The 19,741-nt window shown below is 67.2% G+C and carries 16 protein-coding genes; 13 read left to right on the top strand and 3 right to left on the bottom strand.

Going from position 1 to position 19,741, the window contains the following annotated elements:
* Nucleotides 1-5: 5 nt before the first annotated feature.
* Both ACFV4R_RS06030 and ACFV4R_RS06035 read right to left on the bottom strand, forming a co-directional pair.
* Nucleotides 6-3,347, bottom strand: coding sequence for a family 78 glycoside hydrolase catalytic domain (locus ACFV4R_RS06030; RefSeq protein WP_377201471.1), 3,342 nt, complete (start codon nt 3,345-3,347; stop codon nt 6-8).
* Nucleotides 3,347-4,624, bottom strand: a complete 1,278-nt coding sequence (locus tag ACFV4R_RS06035; RefSeq protein ID WP_377201470.1) for a Gfo/Idh/MocA family protein — start codon at nt 4,622-4,624, stop codon at nt 3,347-3,349. The genes ACFV4R_RS06030 and ACFV4R_RS06035 overlap by 1 nt, the downstream gene beginning before the upstream one ends.
* 239 nt (nt 4,625-4,863) lie before the next feature.
* On the opposite strand from ACFV4R_RS06035, the gene ACFV4R_RS06040 reads away from it, so the two are divergent.
* The 6 genes from ACFV4R_RS06040 (at nt 4,864) to ACFV4R_RS06065 (ending at nt 10,506) form a co-directional block, all read left to right on the top strand.
* On the top strand, nt 4,864-5,535 hold the full coding sequence (locus tag ACFV4R_RS06040) for a YesL family protein (protein WP_377201469.1): 672 nt from the start codon (nt 4,864-4,866) through the stop codon (nt 5,533-5,535).
* 184 nt (nt 5,536-5,719) lie between these two features.
* Nucleotides 5,720-7,252, top strand: coding sequence for an extracellular solute-binding protein (locus ACFV4R_RS06045; RefSeq protein WP_377201468.1), 1,533 nt, complete (start codon nt 5,720-5,722; stop codon nt 7,250-7,252).
* On the top strand, nt 7,253-8,230 hold the full coding sequence (locus ACFV4R_RS06050; RefSeq protein WP_377201467.1) for an ABC transporter permease: 978 nt from the start codon (nt 7,253-7,255) through the stop codon (nt 8,228-8,230).
* On the top strand, nt 8,230-9,102 hold the full coding sequence (locus ACFV4R_RS06055) for a carbohydrate ABC transporter permease (protein ID WP_377201466.1): 873 nt from the start codon (nt 8,230-8,232) through the stop codon (nt 9,100-9,102). The genes ACFV4R_RS06050 and ACFV4R_RS06055 overlap by 1 nt, the downstream gene beginning before the upstream one ends.
* A gap of 27 nt (nt 9,103-9,129) precedes the next feature.
* Entirely contained in the window at nt 9,130-9,831 is a 702-nt protein-coding gene (locus tag ACFV4R_RS06060) for a rhamnogalacturonan acetylesterase (protein ID WP_377201465.1), read from the top strand.
* Nucleotides 9,832-10,506 carry a DUF1961 family protein gene (locus ACFV4R_RS06065; protein ID WP_377201464.1) on the top strand — a complete coding sequence of 225 codons (675 nt, stop codon included), beginning with the start codon at nt 9,832-9,834 and terminating at the stop codon, nt 10,504-10,506.
* 6 nt (nt 10,507-10,512) lie between these two features.
* On the opposite strand, the gene ACFV4R_RS06070 is transcribed toward ACFV4R_RS06065, so the two are convergent.
* Nucleotides 10,513-11,526: a LacI family DNA-binding transcriptional regulator gene (locus tag ACFV4R_RS06070; RefSeq protein ID WP_377201463.1), complete on the bottom strand. Its 1,014-nt coding sequence runs from the start codon at nt 11,524-11,526 to the stop codon at nt 10,513-10,515.
* 151 nt (nt 11,527-11,677) lie between these two features.
* Between ACFV4R_RS06070 and ACFV4R_RS06075 the strand changes: the two genes are divergently transcribed.
* The 7 genes from ACFV4R_RS06075 to ACFV4R_RS06105 all read left to right on the top strand — a co-directional run bounded on the left by ACFV4R_RS06075 (nt 11,678) and on the right by ACFV4R_RS06105 (nt 19,738).
* Entirely contained in the window at nt 11,678-12,025 is a 348-nt protein-coding gene (locus tag ACFV4R_RS06075; RefSeq protein WP_377201462.1) for an L-rhamnose mutarotase, read from the top strand.
* Nucleotides 12,026-12,118: 93 nt separating this feature from the next.
* Nucleotides 12,119-13,285 (top strand): L-rhamnose isomerase, encoded by a 1,167-nt coding sequence (rhaI, locus tag ACFV4R_RS06080; RefSeq protein WP_377201461.1) that lies wholly within the window; start codon nt 12,119-12,121, stop codon nt 13,283-13,285.
* A 5-nt stretch (nt 13,286-13,290) separates the two neighbouring features.
* Nucleotides 13,291-15,327 (top strand): bifunctional aldolase/short-chain dehydrogenase, encoded by a 2,037-nt coding sequence (locus ACFV4R_RS06085; protein WP_377201460.1) that lies wholly within the window; start codon nt 13,291-13,293, stop codon nt 15,325-15,327.
* Entirely contained in the window at nt 15,324-16,808 is a 1,485-nt protein-coding gene (locus tag ACFV4R_RS06090; protein WP_377201459.1) for a rhamnulokinase family protein, read from the top strand. The genes ACFV4R_RS06085 and ACFV4R_RS06090 overlap by 4 nt, the downstream gene beginning before the upstream one ends.
* Nucleotides 16,809-16,812: 4 nt before the next feature.
* Nucleotides 16,813-17,616: a (Fe-S)-binding protein gene (locus ACFV4R_RS06095; RefSeq protein ID WP_377201458.1), complete on the top strand. Its 804-nt coding sequence runs from the start codon at nt 16,813-16,815 to the stop codon at nt 17,614-17,616.
* Nucleotides 17,616-19,088, top strand: a complete 1,473-nt coding sequence (locus ACFV4R_RS06100) for a LutB/LldF family L-lactate oxidation iron-sulfur protein (RefSeq protein ID WP_377201457.1) — start codon at nt 17,616-17,618, stop codon at nt 19,086-19,088. The genes ACFV4R_RS06095 and ACFV4R_RS06100 overlap by 1 nt, the downstream gene beginning before the upstream one ends.
* On the top strand, nt 19,085-19,738 hold the full coding sequence (locus ACFV4R_RS06105) for a lactate utilization protein C (RefSeq protein ID WP_377201456.1): 654 nt from the start codon (nt 19,085-19,087) through the stop codon (nt 19,736-19,738). The genes ACFV4R_RS06100 and ACFV4R_RS06105 overlap by 4 nt, the downstream gene beginning before the upstream one ends.
* Nucleotides 19,739-19,741 lie beyond the last annotated feature (3 nt).

The raw sequence follows: 19,741 nt of genomic DNA on the forward strand, positions 1-19,741 counted from the left end.
TTCGGCTAGGACTGCGGTGCGAAGCTCCAGGTGCCGGTGTGCACGCGGAAGTCGCGGGTCGCGGCGGTGTTCGCGCCGTCCGGGAGGGAACGCACGACGGCGGCATCCGGCGTCGGTCCCTTAATTCCGTAAGTGCCGGCGGGCAAACGGACAACCGCTGTGACGCCCGCGGGGACCGTGCATTCCAGCTCCACCCGGCCGTCCCTGCGGCGCCAGCTGGCCTCCGCGTAGCCGTTGGCCACCGGGACGCTGCCGCGGGCGTGCTCCAGCCGGCACAGCGGCGGCTCGATGAGCAGTTCGCCGCCACCGGGGGACTGGAAGCGGATGCCCAGCAGGTGCTCGAGGATTTCCTTGACCACTGAGGCGGACCAGGCGTGGGATTGGCTGTAATCGGTGCCGGGCTCCAGGTCCCAGGCCTCCCAGGTGAAGGTGGCGCCCCGATCCAGGAGCTGCGCCCAGCCGGGCTGGTCGCGTGAGGTCAGAAGGTCCAGGACCGCGTCAGTCCGGCCCTGTGCCAGCAGCGCCCGCACCAGCCGGTGGACCGTCAGGGGACCCTGCCGCATCCCCATGTCCGCAATCCGCCGGGCGTCGGCTTCAGCCCGCTCGGCGTCCGTGATGCCCAGGGACAGCGGGAACGATGCCGCGTGCTGGGAAGCATGGGCGCTGGGGGAGCCGTCGCCGTGGAGCCCGTCCACCATCACGCCGTCCACCCGCAGCCGGGCACGGATGGCCGCCGCCAGCGTGCGGCCAGCCTCGGCATAGCGGGCGGCGGTTTCGTGCTCGCCCGCCAAGCCGCAGAGCCGGGCGGTGGACAACAGTGCAGAGTAGGCCTGGACGTTGACGGTGGTCTTCGCGGCGCATTCCATGTCGTAACCGAAACGCCCCGGCGCCGGCCAGTCCACGATGCCGTGCAGGTAGGGGCCGGAGCCGCCGCCCAGCCTGGTGACCAGTCCCGCCGTCGGGCCTTCCGCCGGAATGTACCGCAGCGCGTAGTCGGCCGTATCGCACAGGTGCGGCAGCAGCTCACGGATCAGGGCGAAGTGGCCGGTGCGGTGGTGGTATTCCTCCGCCCACTCCGGCAGCATCAGCGAGAAATCCGGGATGTCCCGCTTGCCGTCACCGTTGGGGTAGACCGCGTTGTACCGGCCCTTGTCCTCGCCCGCGGTCCAGTACCTGGCCGCCGACCAGCCGAACTCCCGCAGCGCCTGCGCCGTGTAGGCGTGCTCGCCGAAAAGAGACATGGTGGCATAGGAGATGTTCACGGCGTCCGCCAGGAACTGGCCCTTTTCCCGGGTGGGGGTGTCCACGAACTGCTCCTGCACGCCGTACAGCGCCGAGTCGCGAAGGAGTCCGAACACAGCGTCCAGAGTGGGGTCCGAGCTGCTGAAGCTGCCTTCGCCGGGGTGCCTGCCGTGAACCACGACGGCGCCGAGCCGGGACACGTCCGCGGCGTCCACACCGGGAAGCTCCAGGTAGCGGAAACCAAGGTGCACGGTGGCCCTGTACTGCTGCGGCCCGGCGGCCTGGGTGTACGGGAAGGACATGTCGGTGTTCTGGGTGGGCGTCTTGCCGGTGTCCACCCGGCCGTCGCCCCGAAGGTTGTAGCCGGCCCGGATCATGACGGTGCGGCCGGCCACGCCGTCGAGGAAATCCACCTCGGGCCGGCCGGGAAGCACCTGGCCGAAGTCCGCCACCAGAGTGCCGTCATCGGCCGTCAGGAACGCGCGGGGCGCAACGAATTCCTCCGACATGGAAGTTCGGCGCGGATGCAGCGCGGGGCTTTCCGGGGTTGGGTGGCTCCCGCAGCCGACGGCGGGCGGCAGGTCTTGCAGGGGCATGGCGGCCAGTGCGGCGGCAGCATGCCCGTCCAGGTGCTCAACGGGGTCGCCTTCGTCGTTCCGGTACCCGGCCTGGCCGTACGGGCCCTCGGCGGCGCGCCAGCCCGGACCCGAACCGAACACGTCGCGGCGGCCGTCCGCATAGTCAACGCTGAGCCGGACCAGCAGGCCGGGTAGGCCTGCGGCCCGTCCCTGTCCCGGGCCGTACCAGTGCAGCAGGGCCGCCAGCGGAATGTCCGCACCCTCCTGCCCGTCAGCGCCGGACTGCCGGGATGCCAGCAGTCCCGTCACGTCCGCGGCATCGTAATAGCCCTCACCGGGATAGCCGAAGGATGTGGTGGTGAGGCAGGGTGAGCCGGCGAGGGACAGCTGGGCATGGTGCTGGGCGGCGGCGTAGAGCCGTGCCCGCCGGACGGTGCCACTGAGCCGGACCGAGGTGCGGAACAGTGTCCATTCGTCCGGCTGGCGGTGAGCGGTGGTGCGGGGCCAGTGCGCCAGGGCAGCGCCTGCGTGGTGTTCTCCGGCATCGAACCGGTGGTCCAACAGGACGGAGCCGGTGCCCGCCTCAGTGCCCGCCTCCGAAACCCGGAGGCACGCGTACTCGGCCTGGCTCCGCGGCCCCTGGTGGAGGAAAATCCTGCCGGAAGTACCGGCCGGGAGGGGCTCTTGGAACACCAACAGTTCTTCGCCGTCCAGGGAGGCGCGGATGGTGTGCCCGTCATCGGTAACGGTGAGGTCCTGCCACGTCCCCGGAACCAGGTCCTTGCCGGGAAGGCGTTCCTGCCGGACGGTGTGGGTGCGGTCTGCGCGGGCGTTGGCCAGGACAGGAGTGTCCGGGGCGGAGGCGGCGGGAATATCCCACTGCGGCACCTGCCGCAGCAGCAGTTCGCCGGCCGTGTTGAGTTCGAGCAGCAGCCCCGTTCCCGGACCGGTGCTGCGGAGGATCAGGCCGGCCCAGCCCATCACGGGCCGCACCCTTGCCTCCAGCCGGAAGCCGCGGACCGGAGGGCACGGCAGGGGCAGCCCGGGGGATCCCGCCACCCGGAGGGCGTTGTCCAGGATCTCCAGCGGTGCGCGGCCGCCCGGTGCGCGCCTGATCCAGTCGGCTTCCCAGGCGGAGTCCGAAAGCCCGGTGCCGAACGTGCGCCAGGCAGACCACGCACCCAGGACGCCGGCCGCGTCGCGAAGGCGCACTCGCCAGGCATAGTCCGCGTCGTCGTCGAGCACGGGGCCGCCATACGTACCGCGCTGCGAAGCTGAGGGCACGTCCCCGGAGCTCCATATCTCCCGGCTGCCGGCGTCCTGCACGGAGACTTCGTACGTCGTCTGGCTGGCCCGGGAGGGGTCGGCGCCGTCCGGCTGTGCCGGCTGCCAGCTGAAGGTTGGCCGGCCGGACGCCGTGAGGCACTCGGCCAGGCCGTCGGTCAGGAGGCCGGTGGCGAGCAGGGCCCCGGCAGCTTCCTGTGTTGGGTCCGCTGCAGTGGGGGCTGTGCCGCCTGACGGGTTCATCAGGCGGAAGGAACCGGGAAGGAGACCGGTGCGGACGTGGCCCAGGGGAGTCCCAGCTCGCTGAACGTTGCATGCGCGCGCCCGGCACGCTCCAGCGCGTCCTCGATGTTGGCCACCACGGCGTGGGCGGATTCGCCCTCGCCCTCCCACTGCACGTAGGCGGGATCGATCGGCGCGGGCAGCGGCGCGGTCCGGACTGCCTCGAGCACCAGCATGAACGCCCCGCTGTCCAGGAGGGAGCTTAGCAACGGGGTGCCCGCGTCGCGGTGCTCGAGCAGGTTCTCCGTGAGGTCGTCCCGGCCGTAGGTTTGCTCGGTCTTGCCGGAGGCTGTTTCCACCACCAGCCGGTCCTCGGTGTAGTGGAAGGCCGCAGTGCCGGCGGAGCCGTGGAGGGTCACGTACGGCTCAACGGATTCGGTGGCGCAGATGGTCAGGGCGCAGGTGATGGGCAGCCCGGCCGTGGTGCGGATGCGGATCACGGAGGTGTCATCCGACTCGATGTCGTTGGCCCGGTACAGCTCGGTTTCCACGGACGCGACATCAGCGACGGTGCGGGCCCCGGCGATCCGCAGCGCCGTTGCCACTGCGTGCGCGAGCGGGTTGGTTGCCACGCCGTCCACCACGTCCACGCCGTTGATGCTGCGCTTGCCTGCCCAGCGCGACCGCTTGTAATAGGCCCTGTCCCGGACCCAGCGTCCGGTGGCGGAGATGCCTTCCAGGTTTCCGATGGTGCCGGCGGCCAGGAGGTCCGCGATGGCCGTCAGCGCATGCGAGCCCAGGCTCTGGAAACCGATCTGGACGCCGTGCCCGGACGCTGCGGCTGCGTCGCACAGCCGGTTGAAGTCTTCCAACGAGGCCACCGGCGGCTTCTCCAGGTAAAGCTCGGCATCGGTGGCCAGTGCGGCAAGCGCCAGGGGAGCGTGCGTCTGGATGGGGGTTGCCACAATGACGACGTCCAGGTTGGCCGTTGCGGCCAGCAGGTCCTCCAGCCCCGCGTAGACCGCGGCCGACGGCGGCACGGAGCCGGGTGCCGGTGGCTGCGGGTCCGCGACGGCCGCCAGTTCGACGGCGACGGCCGCCTGCAGGCGCCCGAGGTTCCGGAGGTGGTGGGTGCCGAAGCCGTGCACTCCTACCAGCGCGATCCGGGCTGCCGGGCCGGAGCCCTGCGGGCCGGACCGGAGTCCTGCCGGTTCCGCCGCCTCACCGGTAGAAGCGCTACCGGCGGAAATGTTATCGGCGGAAACATCGGAAATATGGGTGCCAGCGGACGTTCCCATGGTTCTCCATTCTGCCCTCGAGGGCACGCTTACAGGCGCGCCGGCGTAATGCAGCAAGCGCTTTCCAACCATTAGTGTGCGCCACCTTCAGGAGCAGAGTCCAGCTATGTAACGATTCAAAAAATGGCTTGACCGCGCACTGTGCTTGGGTCTAGATTTTCGAGAAACCGATTACCGGCGTGACGCGGACCACTCGCGCCTTCGCCTCTGCAACGATGGAGAAACGGAAGGGAAGTGCCATGCTGTCCGGAACCTTCGCCGCTCGGGCCTATTCGTTCTTTGACACCCTTCTGTGGATCGCCTGCCTTAATCTGTTGTGGCTGGCGTTCACCCTGCTCGGACTGGGCGTTGCCGGGATCGGACCTGCCACTGCTGCGGCGCAGATCCTGGTGCGCAAACGCGCCCGGGGGGAAGCGGCTCCACTGCTGCGCGGGTTCGCGGCGGAGTATTTCCGGAACTTCGGCCGCGCCAATATCCTTGCCTTGCCGCTGCTGGCAGTGGCAGTGGCGCTGGCCATGAACTGGAACTTCTTCTCCGGCGGGCGGGACCTCTTCTCGCAGCTGATGGCGGCCGGAATTTTCGTGGCGGCCATCTTCCTGGCGGGTGCGGCCTGCTACGTGTTCCCGATGTTTGCCCGCTACGAACTGCCCCTGGGGCAGTACCTGATGCTCTCGTCCCGCTTTGCCATGCGGCACCTCGCCGGGACGGTCATCCTCCTGTTCGTCTCGGCGGCCGTGGTGTATGCCAGCACCACCGTCCCCGGGCTCATTCCGTTCTTCAGCATCGGTGCGTGGCTCTACACCACGGGCTGGCTCTGCGACCGGTTCTTCACCGCCAATGACGAGTCGGTTGCCGCCGACGCCGAACCGGCCGCTTCCGGCGCCGTGCCCGTCGCCGTCTCCACGGCTTGACCGGCTAACCACCGGCTGACTGGCGGCGCGTCGCCAGGCCCGACCCTCGCTTCGGTGGGTCCGCCGGAGCTCCGTCCACTGACCAGCCCCACCCCGCACCGCCCTGCCTGCACGTCCTGAATGAAACGTATCAACCTCGTCTGAACGACCAACGAAACCCCGAAGAAGTGGAAAAGGAAAAGCCATGATCCGTAGGAAACTCACCCTGGCGGCCGCCGTCGTCACCATCTCCGCCATATCCCTCACCGCCTGCAGCGGCGGCGGCAATGAACCTGCCGCGGACCTTACCAGCGTGTCCATCATGGCCCCGTTCCTCGAGGCCCAGCCGCCCAGCGCGGACGGCGCCGTCCAGAAGAAGCTGGAAGAACTCACCGGCAAGGACATCAACATCAACTGGACGCCCAACTCCTCATACGAGGACAAGACCAACATCACGCTGGCAGGCTCCGATATCCCGCAGATCATGGTCATCCAGGGCAAGACCCCCGGCTTCGTCAAAAACGCCGAAGCGGGCGCCTTCTGGGACCTCACGGACAAGCTCGACAAGTACCCGAACCTGAAGACCACGTTCCCCGACATCCAGGAAAACGCCAGCATCAACGGCAAGGTCTACGGCGTCTACCGTGGCCGTGCGCCCATGCGCGCTGCAGTGATGTTCCGCCAGGACTGGCTGGACAAGCTGGGACTCCAGCCGCCCAAGACCACCGAGGACCTCTACAAGGTAGCCAAGGCATTCACCGAGCAGGACCCGGACGGCAACGGCCAGAATGACACGTGGGGCATCACCATCCCCAAGTGGGGCGCCCTGGGCACCAACAGCCCGTACGACCTGATCGAGGAATGGTACGGCGCCGGCAACCGGTGGACCGAGAAGGACGGGAAGCTGATCCCCAGCTTCGAGACGGACGAGTTCCTTGAGGCCAACCGGTTCGTAAAGAAGATGGTGGACGAGAAGCTCATCAACCCGGACTTCGCCACGTTCGACGGCACCAAGTGGAACGAGCCGTTCTTCAACGGCAAGGGCGGCATCATTGTGGACGTCGATTCCCGCGTCAGCGTCCTGGTCAACCTCTTCAAGCAGGCCGATCCCAACAACTTCCAGAACAAGGTGGGCTTCGTGGGCAACCTCGAAGGCCCCGACGGCGAACTCCACGCCCACCCCACCGACGGCTACTCCGGCTTCCTGGCCGTCCCTAAGTCCAGCGTCCGCACCGAGGCCGAGCTGGACAAGGTCCTTGAGGTCCTGAACACCCTGAACGGCAAGGAGGTGGCCACCCTCCTGAACAACGGCATCGAAGGCGTCAACTTCACGGTGGAGGACGGCAAGGCCGCCACCATCAAGCCTGAAACCCCCGAGGGCAAGGCAGTCAGCACCGACATCAAGAGCTACGCACAGCTGGGCATGAACGTGGCCGGCAACAACTTCTACCCGGTCAAGCAGGCCAGCGACTACGAGCAGCAGGTCTTCGACAAGCGCACCGAAGTCATGGCCGAGGACCTCAAGAGCGCCGTCTACAACCCTGCCGCCCCGTACGTCTCAGCCACCTACGTGGCCAAGGGTGCGCAGCTGGACAACATCGTGGCCGACGCCCGGATCAAGTACCTCGCCGGACAGCTCGATGAGCAGGGGCTGAAGGACGCCATCAAGCTCTGGGACACCAGCGGCGGCAACAAGGTCAAGGAAGAGATCAACAAGCTTTGGCAGGACAACAAGTAAATGGCAGCCCCCGTCGTCGAGGCTGAGGCCTCAGGGCGGACGGCCAGCAGGCCGCCCGCCCGGGAGCGGAAGAACGCCAAGTTCTCCGTCCACTTCGCGCACTACAAGTGGCTGTACCTGCTGCTGTTGCCGGGCGTGCTGTACTTCGCAGTGTTCCGCTACGGCCCCATGTACGGCGTGTCCATCGCCTTCAAGGACTACGTCCCGTTCCTCGGCGTCAACGGCAGCCGGTGGGTGGGCACCCAGCACTTCGAGGACTTCTTCTCCAACCCGGATTTCCCGCGCCTGCTGGGCAACACGCTGATCCTGGCGTTCCTGAACCTGGGCATCGCGTTCCCGCTGACCATCGTGCTGGCCCTGCTGCTGAACGAGGTCCGCCTCTCCATCCTCAAGCGCACGGTCCAGACCCTGGTGTACATCCCGCACTTCCTGTCCTGGACCATCGTGGCGTCGCTGAGCTTCCTGCTGTTCGCGCTGGACATCGGCCCGATGTTCCAGTTCCTGAACAACCTGATGGGCACCAACATCGACTTCCTGTCCGATCCCGCCTGGTTCCGGCCGTTGATCGTGCTGCAGGAGATCTGGAAGAACACTGGCTGGGGAACCATCATCTTCCTCGCCGCCCTGTCCACGGTGGACCAGGACCAGTACGAGGCAGCGATCATCGACGGCGCCGGACGGTTCCGGCGGGTCTGGCACATCACCCTGCCCGGGATCCGGTCCACCATCATCGTGATGCTGATCCTGGCGATCGGACAGATGCTCAACACCGGATTCGAACAGATCTACCTGATGACCAACGCCCTGAACCGGGACGTCGCGGATGTCTTCGACACTTACGTGTACTTCGTGGGCATCACCCAGGGCGCCTACTCCTATTCCACCGCGGTGGGCCTGTTCAAATCCCTGGTGGGCCTGGTGCTGATCTTCGGCACCAACTGGCTGGCCAAGCGGTTCAACCAGAGCGGACTGTTCTAATGAAGATCCACAACACCACCGGCGGCCGGGTGTTCGACGCCGCCAACTACGTCTTCCTGTCCCTGGTGGGCATCGTCACCCTGCTGCCGTTCGTCTACGTCTTCGCCGGCTCATTCGCCACCGAAGCGGAAATCACCCGGCGGGCGTTCTTCGTCTGGCCCGAGCAGTTCAGCCTGGGCTCCTACGAGTACATCTTCTCGACGCCGGCCTTCACCAGGGCGCTCATCACCACCATCCTGGTCACCGCAGTCGGCACACTGGTGCAGCTGGCGTTCACGGTGACCATGGCCTACCCGCTGGCCAAGAAGACCCTCCGGGGACGCAAGCTCATCCTGTCCCTGGTGGTTTTCGCCATGGTGTTCTCCGGCGGCATGATCCCCACCTTCCTCCTGGTCAAGGACCTTGGCCTGCTCAACTCCTACTGGGCCCTGATCCTGCCGGCGGCGATCAACCCGTTCAGCCTGATCATCATCAAGAACTTCTTCCAGGAGCTCCCCGCGGAGCTGGAGGAATCCGCCAAGATGGACGGCGCCACGGAGATCGGCATCCTTTGGAGGATCCTGCTGCCGCTGTCCAAGCCCGTCCTGGCCACATTCGCCCTGTTCTACGCGGTGGGAATCTGGAACGACTTCATGTCGCCCCTGCTCTACCTCAGCGACAACTCCAAGTGGACCCTGCAGATGTACCTGCGCCAGGTCACCGCGGCCTCGGACCTGCTGGGAACCGGCAACGTGGACCCCAACTACATTCCGCCGGAACAGGGCATCAAGTTCGCCGTGATCGTGGTGGCCACCCTGCCCATCCTGATTTTCTACCCCTTCCTGCAGAAGCACTTCGCCAAGGGCATGCTCATCGGCTCCGTCAAGGGCTAGAAACCGCCACTCACAGAAAAGTTGACCATGAAGATCCTGCTCGCCGGTGATTCCACCGTCGCCAACTGTCCCACGCACGAGTACCCCATGAGCGGGTGGGGCGCGCAGCTGGCCCCGCACGTCTACCGGCGGGCAGCGGTCCACAACTTCGCCAAGGGAGGGGCCAGTACCGAGTCCTTCCGCGAGGAAGGGCTGTGGACGGCGCTGCTGGGAGGGGCCGGCGAGGGCGACCTGGTCCTCATCCAGTTCGGCCACAACGACCAGAAGAAGCAGCACCTGGCAGCGCGCACCGGCTACGCGGCCAACCTCCGCACCATGGTGGGGGAGGTGCGTGCCCTGGGCGCGGCTCCGGTGCTGTGCACCTCAGTTGAACGGAGGCACTTCCGGGACGCGCCGTCTTCGTCCGCCGGCATGGGCGACGTGCTGGAGGAAAGCCTGGAGGACTACCCCGAGGTGGTACGGGAACTGGGGCTGGAGCTCGGCGTCCCGGTGATCGACCTCAACGCCTGGACGCGGGAGCTTTACGTCCGTCTGGGCCGGGAGGAATCCGTGGCACTGTTCTGCCACTTCGCGCCGGGGGAGCATGCCTATTGGCCGGACGGGCTGGCGGACAACACGCACTTCTCCCAGGAAGGTGCCGCAACGGTGGCGGAGCACGTGGCAGCCGGGCTTGCGGAACTGGGGCTCGCCGCCCCGGCCCTTGCAGGTACGACGGCGGGACGCGCCTGAGTGGGCACCGCCACGCGGAGCACCGGGGTGCTGTACAGCAATGCGCTGGGCGGCCCGGCGGACGTCGCGGACTGGGTGGCCGAAGGGCCGTTGAACCTTGGCACCCACACGGGGGCGCTGGAATTGTCCGGTGCACTGGACGACGCCGAATTCGGCGATCATGCGCACTGGACGTTCTGGTGCCCGGAGGAGTTTCCGGACGGAATCCGCATCAGCTGGGAGTTCCGGCCGCTCGAAGAACCGGGCCTGGCCATGCTGTTCTTTGCAGCCGCCGGCCAGGGCGGGCTGGACCTCTTCAGCCCGGACCTGTCCCCGCGGACCGGGTTCTATCCGCAGTACCATTCGGGGGACATCGATGCCCTGCACGTCTCGTATTTCCGGCACAAGTACGAATCAGAGCGGGCCTTCCGGACGTGCAACCTCCGCAAGAGTGCAGGATTCGAACTGGTGGCGCAGGGCGCTGACCCGCTGCCGCCCACGGAAGACGCAGTGGACTATTACCGCCTGGAAGTGGTGAAGGACGGTCCGCTGGTGTCCTTTGCCATCAACGGGTTGACCCTGTTCGAGTGGACAGACTCCTCGGGCAAGGTCCTCGGCGGCGGCCGCATCGGGTTCCGGCAGATGGCCCCGTTGCGGGCCGCCTACAGGAACCTGGTGGTGGAGAAGCTGCGCTGACGCGTCCTACGCTTTGCCGGTGCTCTGCCGGACCACGAGCTCCGGCGTGAACACCACCGCGCGGTGCGTGGCGTTCTGCGACTCCACTTCCTCGGTGAGGAGCTCGATGGCGGTGCGGCCCAGGGCCTCCGTGGGCTGCCTGATGGAGGACAACGGAACCACTGCCGAGACGGCAAAGTCGATGTCGTCATACCCAATCAGCGCCACGTCCTCCGGGATGCGGAAGGTATGGGTCATGGTGAGGGACTGCATGACGCCGAGGGCCAGGAGGTCGTTGGCGCAGAAGATGCCGTCCGGCAGCTCCTCCGGCCTGCGTTCCACCAGCATGTTCCCCACGCTGCGGCCGGCCAGGACGGTCATCCCCTCCGACGCCAGCACTTCCAGCGTTGCGTCGGGCTCCTCCTTGACCGCGCGCTGCGCTCCCTGCAGGCGGTCCGATACCTGCCGGATGGAGGTGGGGCCGCCTACGAACGCAAGCCGGCGGCGGCCGGTGTCCAGCAGATGGCGCGCGGCCAGGTACCCGCCGGCGTCGTCATCCACCGAAACCGAACTGAACCTGGACTCGTCCGCCAGGCGGTCCACCAGGACCGTGGGCACGCCGCGCTCGCGGAGGAGGTCCAGCCGCTCGGTGACATCGCCAACGGGGGAAATCAGGAGGCCCTGGACCCGCTGCTCCTGGAAAAGATCAATGTAGTTGGCCTCGCGGCCGGCGTCGTGCCCGCTGTCGCCCAGCAGCACCGCGCTGCCGTGGACGCTGGCGGCATCCTCAGCCGCCCGCACCACCGATGTGAAGAACGGGTTGCCCACATCCAGGACAATCAGCCCCACGGTGCGGCTGTGGCCGGCCCGGAGCTGGCGGGCCGCGTCGTTGCGGACAAACCCCAGCTCGTCGATGGCCTTCAGGACGCGTTCCTTGGTGCGCTGGGAAACCCTGTCCGGGTAATTCAGCACGTTGGAGACGGTGCCCACGGCAACGCTGGCGTGGTTGGCAACGTCCTTGATACTGGCGGTGCGGTTCATGATTCTCCGAGCTGCTGGTCCGGATGCCCTGACTTCCACGGGCCATTTGCTGGGGCCGGGTGGAAATGCTTGACACCTACTCAGGTTCAAGAGTACTTTGAATCGTACCAATGAAACGATTCAAATATCCGCGAGTTCAGGAGAGTTCCAGATGAGGGTGTGCTTCCGGTCCTCGATCCAGCCGGCGCTGATCGACGAGTACAAGCGGCGCCATGCCGCGGTGTGGCCGGAGATGCTTCTTGCCTTGAAGGAAGCGGGCTGGAACAACTACTCCCTGTTCCTGGCGGACGACGGGCTCCTGGTGGGCTACGTCGAGTGCGACGACTTCGATGCCGTGCGAGCCCGCATGGCCCTGACCGAGGTCAATGCGCGCTGGCAGGCCGAGATGGCCTCTCTGTTCGAGAACACCGGCCAGGCACCCGACGAGGGATTCCAGGTCCTGGAGGAAGTGTTCAACCTTGACGGCCAGCTTGCGGCCGCAGGCTCCACAACCCAGTAGTTCCGTACCCCAGTAACTACAGCCAAACCCAGCTCCTGCAGCGGGGCAGAACCCAACAGACCACAGCAGCACAAGACACCGGAAAGAACCATCATGAATGACGTAGCAAAGGCGCTGGGCAGGCTCGGAGAGCTTGCCATCGAGGTCCCTTCGTGGGCCTATGGAAATTCAGGCACGCGGTTCAAGGTGTTCGGCACGCCTGGCACGCCGCGCACGGTCCAGGAAAAGCTGGCCGACGCCGCCAAAGTCCATGAGCTGACCGGCCTGGCACCCACCGTGGCGCTGCATATCCCGTGGGACAAGGTGGATGACTACTCCGCCCTGAAGGAGTACGCCGCCGGCCTGGGCGTGGGCCTGGGCACCATCAACTCCAATACCTTCCAGGATGACGAGTACAAGTTCGGCTCCCTGACGTCCTCCAACGAGGGCGTGCGCCGCCGAGCCATCGAGCACCACCTGGACTGCATCGGCATCATGCACGCTACGGGCTCCCGCGACCTGAAGATCTGGCTGGCGGACGGGACCAACTACCCGGGCCAGGATGATCTCCGCGGCCGCCAGGACCGGCTGGCCGAGTCCCTGCAGGAAATCTACGCCGCCCTGGGGGACGAGCAGCGCCTGGTCCTGGAGTACAAGTTCTTCGAGCCGGCTTTTTATCACACCGATGTTCCGGACTGGGGCACGTCCTACGCCCAGACCCTGGCGCTGGGCGAGAAGGCGTTCGTCTGCCTGGACACCGGCCACCACGCCCCGGGCACCAACATCGAATTCATCGTGATGCAGCTGCTGCGCCTGGGCAAGCTGGGTTCGTTCGACTTCAACTCGCGCTTCTATGCCGACGACGACCTCATTGTGGGTGCCGCCGATCCGTTCCAGCTCTTCCGCATCATGCACGAGGTGATCCGCGGCGGTGGCTTCGGCAAGGAGTCCGGTGTGGCTCTCATGCTGGACCAGTGCCACAACCTCGAAGAGAAGATCCCGGGCCAGATCCGGTCCGTGCTGAACGTCCAGGAAATGACGGCCCGCGCCCTGCTGATCGACACCGCTGCCCTCACCGAGGCCCAGCGCGCAGGGGACGTCCTGGCCGCCAACGGCATCTTCAACGATGCCTTCTACACGGACGTCCGCCCCGCCCTCGCCGAGTGGCGTGAATCCCGCGGCCTGCCCGCGGACCCGATGGCCGCCTACAAGGCCAGCGGCTACCAGAAACAGATCAACGAGGACCGCGCAGGCGGCCAGCAAGCCGGATGGGGCGCTTAATTCCTATGAGCAACAAGACTGTTGAAGACCTGATTTCGCGTTCCAACCGCCTGGGTGCGGACAAGCGGAACACCAACTTCGCCGGCGGCAACACCTCGGCCAAGGGCACCGAAAAGGACCCGGTCACCGGGGAAGACGTCGAACTCCTGTGGGTGAAGGGTTCCGGCGGTGACCTGGGCACGCTGAAGGCCCAGAACCTTGCCGTGCTGCGGCTGGACCGGCTGAACGCGCTGAAGAACGTCTACCCGGGCGTTGACCGTGAAGACGAGATGGTGGCCGCGTTCGATTACTGCCTGCACGGCAAGGGCGGCGCTGCGCCGTCGATCGACACTGCCATGCATGGCCTGGTGGACGCCGCGCACGTGGACCACCTGCACCCGGATTCCGGCATCGCGATCGCCACGGCCGTGGACGGCGAAGCGCTCACCACCAAGATTTTCGGTGACAAGGTGGTCTGGGTTCCCTGGCGCCGCCCCGGTTTCCAGCTGGGCCTGGACATCGCCGCGATCAAGGATGCCAACCCGCAGGCCATCGGCACCATCCTCGGCGGCCACGGCATCACCGCCTGGGGCGCCACCAGCGAAGAAGCCGAGGCCAACTCGCTGTGGATCATCGACCAGGCGGAGCAGTACATCGCCGAGAACGGCACGGCCGAACCCTTGGGCGCCAGGCTCCCGGGCTACGCAGCCCTGCCCGAGGCAGAGCGCCGCGCGAAGGCCGCCGCCCTGGCACCGGTGATCCGCGGCCTGGCCTCCACGGACAAACCGCAGCTGGGGCACTTCAGCGATGACGCCGTCGTCCTCGACTTCCTCGAAGCCGCCGAGCACCCGCGCCTGGGCGCGCTGGGCACCTCCTGCCCGGACCACTTCCTGCGCACCAAGGTCAAGCCGCTGATCCTGGACCTGCCCTCCGACGCCTCCATCGAGGACTCGGTGGCCCGGCTGCAGGAGCTCCACACGGCCTACCGCGAGGACTACCAGGCTTACTACGACCGCCATGCTGACGACACCAGCCCGGCGCTGCGCGGCGCCGACCCGGCCATCGTGCTGGTCCCCGGCGTGGGCATGTTCTCCTTCGGTGCGAACAAGCAGACCGCCCGCGTGGCCGGTGAGTTCTACATCAACGCGATCAACGTGATGCGCGGTGCCGAGGCGATCTCCACCTACGCCCCCATTGAGGAGTCCGAGAAGTTCCGGATCGAGTACTGGGCCCTGGAGGAAGCCAAGCTGGCGCGCCTGCCCAAGCCGAAGTCGCATGCCACCCGCATCGCCCTGGTGACCGGTGCGGCGTCAGGCATCGGCAAGGCCATCGCCACCCGCCTCGCCGCGGAAGGTGCCTGCGTGGTCATCGCGGACCTGAACCTCGAGAACGCCGAAAAGGTGGCTGAGGAACTCGGCGGACCGGACGTCGCGATCGGCGTCCAGGCGGATGTCACCAACGAAGCCCAGGTGGCGGCGGCAATCGACGCCGCAGTCCTGGCGTTCGGCGGCGTGGACCTGGTGGTCAACAACGCCGGCCTGTCCATCTCCAAGCCGCTGCTGGAAACCACGGAAAAGGATTGGGACCTGCAGCACAACGTGATGGCCAAGGGCTCCTTCCTGGTGGCCAAGGCCGCTGCGAAGGTGATGATTGCCCAGGGCCTGGGCGGGGACATCATCTACATCTCCTCCAAGAACTCCGTCTTCGCGGGCCCCAACAACATCGCCTACTCCGCCACCAAGGCCGACCAGGCCCACCAGGTGCGCCTGCTCGCAGCCGAACTGGGCGAGCACGGCATCCGCGTCAACGGCATCAACCCCGACGGCGTGGTCCGCGGCTCCGGGATCTTCGCCGGCGGCTGGGGCGCCAAGCGCGCCGCGGTCTACGGCGTGGACGAGGAGAAACTGGGCGAGTACTACGCCCAGCGCACCCTGCTCAAGCGCGAAGTCCTGCCCGAGCACGTGGCCAACGCCGCCGCCGTCCTCACCAGCAACGAACTGTCCCACACCACCGGCCTGCACATCCCCGTGGACGCCGGAGTGGCCGCAGCATTCCTCCGGTGAGCACGTTGTCACACGATGTCCACTGCGGTGTGTTCGCCGCCATCGATATCGGCGCCTCGTCCGGCCGCGTCATGCTCGGCCGGGTTTCACCGGAGTCCGGTGTGTCGCTGGAAACCGTCCACCGCTTCCCCAACGGTGTGGTGGAGATCGACGGCGGCCTCCGCTGGAACTTTGACGCCCTCTTCGCGGAGGTGCTCGCAGGCCTCCGCACGGCCGCCACGGTGGCCGCCGGGCAGGGCGAAAGAATTGCCAGCATCGGCATCGACACCTGGGCCGTGGACTACGGCCTGGTGGACGCTGACGGGAACCTCGTGGCCCAGCCGTTCAGCTACCGCGATGACCGCAGCCGGGCCGCCGTGGAGCCTGTCCACCGGAAACTGGACCCGGAGCGGCTCTACGCCACCACCGGCCTGCAGTTCCTGCAGTTCAACACGATCTACCAGTTGGCCACCGAGAAAGACCTCGACGGGCTGCAGGCCCTCCTGATCCCGGACCTCATCGCCTTCCTGCTCACAGGCGCCCGCCGGACCGAGGCCACCAACGCCTCCACCACCGGCTTGTTCGATGCCGTGGCGGGGGAGTGGGCCACGGAATTCCTGCCGGCCCTGGGACTGCGGAAGGACCTGTTCCCGCCGCTGATCCAGCCAGGCGAGGCGTTCGGCACCCTCCTCCCGGCCATTGCCGAAGAGGTGGGCCTACCCTCCGGCACCCCCGTGGTGGCCGTGGGCTCGCACGACACCGCGTCCGCCGTCGCCGCAGTCCCGGCTGCTACGGACGCCGACGGCGGGGACTTCGCCTACGTTTCCTCCGGCACCTGGTCCCTGGTGGGCCTGGAGCTGCTTCACCCGGTCCTCACCGACGCCAGCCGGGAGGCGAACTTCACCAACGAACGCGGCGTGGACGGCACCATCCGCTACCTCCGCAACATCGGTGGGCTCTGGCTGCTCAGCGAATGCCAGCGCGCCTGGGCATCGGAAGGCTTCCAGCCGGACCTGACGGCCCTGCTGGCCGCAGCCGCCGCGCTGCCCGCCGGCGGACCGCAGATCAACGCGGATGATCCGTACTTCATCGCTCCGGACAACATGCCTGAACGCATCCGGGCGGCAGTCCGGCGCACCGGCGAGCTGCTGCCGGACGATCCCGCGGCCATCACCCGCTGCATCATGGACAGCCTCGCTGCCGGATACGCCCGGACCCTGGCCGACGCCGAACGCCTGGCGGACCGCTCGGTGGGCGTGGTGCACGTGGTGGGCGGCGGCTCGCAGAATACCCTCCTCTGCCAGCTGACGGCCGATGCCACCCGGCGCCCGGTCGTCGCGGGGCCGGTAGAAGCCACGGCCCTGGGCAACGTGCTCGTGCAGGCCCGTGCGGCCCGTGTTGTGTCTGGCGGGTTGCCTGAGCTGCGCCGGATCATCGCCGCCGGAGCCAGCCTGCACCGCTACGAACCCGCCGGCCTTCCCGTTACCGCCTCGCAGAATTGAACCCATGAAAATCGCACTATTCGCCACCTGCATCGTGGACGGCATGTATCCGCGGGCTGCCCAGGCCACGGTGGCGGTCCTGGAACGGCTCGGCCACGAGGTGGTCTTTCCCAAGGGCCAGGCCTGCTGCGGCCAGATGCACGTCAACAGCGGCTACTTCAAGGAAGCCGTGCCCGTGGTGGCCAACCACGTCCGGGCTTTCGAATCGGAGGACTACGACGTCGCGGTGGCGCCGTCCGGGTCCTGCGTGGCGTCGGTGAAGCACCAGCACCCCATGGTGGCCCGCCGGGCCGGGGATGCCGGGCTCGAGGAGCGGGCAACCGCCGTGGGGAAGAAAACCTACGAACTGTCCGAACTGCTGGTGGACGTCCTGGGTGTCACCAACCCTGCCGAACAATTGGGCTCCTACTTCCCCCATACGGTGACCTACCACCCCTCCTGCCACGGCATGCGCCTGCTCAAGCTCGGCGACCGGCAGGCCGGCCTGCTCCGCGGCGTGAAGGACCTGGAGCTGCGGGACCTGCCCGAGGCGGACCAGTGCTGCGGGTTCGGCGGCACGTTCTCCGTGAAGAACGCCGACGTTTCCTCGGCGATGCTGGCGGACAAGACGGCGAACATCCGCAGCACCGGGGCGTCCGTGTGCGCCGGCGGGGACTACTCCTGCCTCATGCACATCGGCGGCGGCCTCTCCCGGGAGGACTCAGGCGTGGCTACCCTGCACCTGGCCGAGATCCTCGCCAGCACCGAAGCCGAACCCGTCACCGTTCCAGGACCCGCCGGACAAACCGTGAAAGTGGTGGTCAAATAATGTCCCGCACCGCACTGGGAATGCCCGGCCTGCGGCCCGGCTCCGGGAACCTCTTCGCTGAGGAAAAGTTCCCCTCGGCGGCCCGAAGGGAGCTCGGCAACAGCCAGCTCCGCCGCAACCTGAAGCACGCCACCTCCACCATCCGCACCAAGCGCCTCAACGTCACCGGGGAACTGCCGGACTGGGAGGAACTGCGCGAGGCCGGCCGCGCCCTGAAAACCTCGGTCATGGCGCGCCTGCCCGAACTCCTGGAAGCCTTCGAAACCAACGTCACCGCCCGCGGCGGCACGGTGCACTGGGCCCGGGACGCCGATGAGGCCAACCGCATCATCCATCGCCTGGTGAAAGCCGAGGGAGTGGACGAAGTAGTCAAGGTCAAGTCGATGGCCACCCAGGAAATCGGCATGAACGAATACCTCGAAGAACACGGCATTGCCGCTTACGAGACGGACCTGGCCGAACTGATCGTCCAGCTGGACCACGACAAACCCAGCCACATCCTGGTCCCGGCGATCCACAAGAACCGCACCGAGGTCCGGGATATCTTCCTGAAGGAAATGCCCGGCGTCGATCCGGACCTCACGGACGAACCGCGCCGTCTCGCCATGGCCGCCCGCGCCCACCTGCGCGCCAAGTTCCTCACCGCTAAAGTGGCGATCTCCGGTGCGAACTTCGGCATCGCGGACTCCGGGACCCTCAGTGTGGTGGAGTCCGAAGGCAATGGCCGCATGTGCCTCACGCTGCCCGAAACCCTCATCACGGTCATGGGCATCGAGAAACTGCTCCCCACCTTTTCCGACCTTGAGGTGTTCCTGCAGCTCCTTCCGCGGTCCTCCACCGGCGAGCGGATGAACCCCTACACGTCCCTCTGGACCGGGGTCACCGAAGGGGACGGGCCTTCCACCTTCCACGTCATCCTGCTGGACAACGGACGGACCAACGCCCTGGCCGATGAAATTGGCCGTTCGGCCCTGCACTGCATCCGCTGCAGCGCCTGCATCAACGTCTGCCCCGTCTACGAACGTACCGGCGGCCACGCCTACGGCTCAACGTACCCGGGCCCCATTGGTGCCATCCTCTCGCCGCTGATGACCGGCGTCGAAGCGGAGGAAAACGGTTCGCTGCCGTACGCGTCCTCGCTCTGCGGGGCCTGCTACGACGCCTGCCCGGTCAAGATCAACATCCCGGACATCCTGGTCCACCTCCGCGGCAAGGACGTGGACGCACACCGCGGCGGACTCCCGTCCCAGCTGGACGTCGGGCTCAAGGCAGCTTCCTGGGCGCTGTCCGACGGACGCCGGCTGGGCGCCGTCGAAAAGCTCCTGCCCCTGGGCCGCGCCGCCGCCGGCAAGGACAAGAAGATCAAGAAACTGCCGGGCATCGCCGCCGGCTGGACCCAGAGCCGCGACATCCCCGCGCCCCCGTCCCAGTCCTTCCGTGACTGGTGGGCCAAGGAGCACAAGGAATCATGAGCACGCGCGAACACATCCTCGCCGCCGTCCGCACCGCGCTGCAGGACGCCCCCGCTGTCCCGGACATTCCGCGGGCCTACCGGTTGGAGGGAGACCTCACCGCGCAGGGACGCATTGATGTGCTGGTGGACCGGCTGGAGGACTACAAAGCCGGCGTGACGGTGGTGGACGAAGCCGCCGTTCCGGCCACCATCCAGGGCCTCCTCGCCGGGGCGGGCTCCTACGTGGTGCCCGCGGGGCTGGACCCGGCCTGGCTCGCCTTGGAGACCGAACCTTCGCGGGTGAAGCACGACGGCGGCGAGCACGGCGCGCGGTCCGTCACCGAACTCGACGCAACCGACGCCGTCGTGACCTCCAGCGCGGTGACCGTCGCCGAATCCGGGACCATCATCCTGGACGGCAGCCCCGACCAGGGCCGCCGCGCCATCTCGCTCATCCCGGACCACCACATCTGCGTGGTCCACGGCCGCGACATCACCCAGATCCTCCCCGAAGCCCTCCGCCGCCTGGACGGCACCCGCCCGCTCACCATGATCAGCGGCCCCAGCGCTACTTCGGACATCGAACTCGAGCGCGTCGAAGGTGTCCACGGGCCACGCCGGCTGGATGTCATCATCATCAAGCAGTCCGGAAACCTTCCCGCGTCATAGGAT

This window comes from Pseudarthrobacter sp. NPDC059871 (genome assembly GCF_042731175.1).
GTDB lineage: Bacteria > Actinomycetota > Actinomycetes > Actinomycetales > Micrococcaceae > Arthrobacter.

What these genes read in the sequence shown, in the direction of transcription:
- ACFV4R_RS06095 (WP_377201458.1), top strand. Translation starts at nt 16,813, where the DNA reads ATGAAAATCGCACTATTCGCCACCTGCATCGTGGACGGCATGTATCCG.
- ACFV4R_RS06050 (WP_377201467.1), top strand. Translation starts at nt 7,253, where the DNA reads ATGGCAGCCCCCGTCGTCGAGGCTGAGGCCTCAGGGCGGACGGCCAGC.
- ACFV4R_RS06085 (WP_377201460.1), top strand. Translation starts at nt 13,291, where the DNA reads ATGAGCAACAAGACTGTTGAAGACCTGATTTCGCGTTCCAACCGCCTG.
- ACFV4R_RS06075 (WP_377201462.1), top strand. Translation starts at nt 11,678, where the DNA reads ATGAGGGTGTGCTTCCGGTCCTCGATCCAGCCGGCGCTGATCGACGAG.
- ACFV4R_RS06035 (WP_377201470.1), bottom strand. Translation starts at nt 4,624, where the DNA reads ATGGGAACGTCCGCTGGCACCCATATTTCCGATGTTTCCGCCGATAAC.
- ACFV4R_RS06060 (WP_377201465.1), top strand. Translation starts at nt 9,130, where the DNA reads ATGAAGATCCTGCTCGCCGGTGATTCCACCGTCGCCAACTGTCCCACG.
- ACFV4R_RS06045 (WP_377201468.1), top strand. Translation starts at nt 5,720, where the DNA reads ATGATCCGTAGGAAACTCACCCTGGCGGCCGCCGTCGTCACCATCTCC.
- ACFV4R_RS06070 (WP_377201463.1), bottom strand. Translation starts at nt 11,526, where the DNA reads ATGAACCGCACCGCCAGTATCAAGGACGTTGCCAACCACGCCAGCGTT.
- ACFV4R_RS06030 (WP_377201471.1), bottom strand. Translation starts at nt 3,347, where the DNA reads ATGAACCCGTCAGGCGGCACAGCCCCCACTGCAGCGGACCCAACACAG.
- ACFV4R_RS06100 (WP_377201457.1), top strand. Translation starts at nt 17,616, where the DNA reads ATGTCCCGCACCGCACTGGGAATGCCCGGCCTGCGGCCCGGCTCCGGG.
- rhaI (WP_377201461.1), top strand. Translation starts at nt 12,119, where the DNA reads ATGAATGACGTAGCAAAGGCGCTGGGCAGGCTCGGAGAGCTTGCCATC.
- ACFV4R_RS06055 (WP_377201466.1), top strand. Translation starts at nt 8,230, where the DNA reads ATGAAGATCCACAACACCACCGGCGGCCGGGTGTTCGACGCCGCCAAC.
- ACFV4R_RS06105 (WP_377201456.1), top strand. Translation starts at nt 19,085, where the DNA reads ATGAGCACGCGCGAACACATCCTCGCCGCCGTCCGCACCGCGCTGCAG.
- ACFV4R_RS06040 (WP_377201469.1), top strand. Translation starts at nt 4,864, where the DNA reads ATGCTGTCCGGAACCTTCGCCGCTCGGGCCTATTCGTTCTTTGACACC.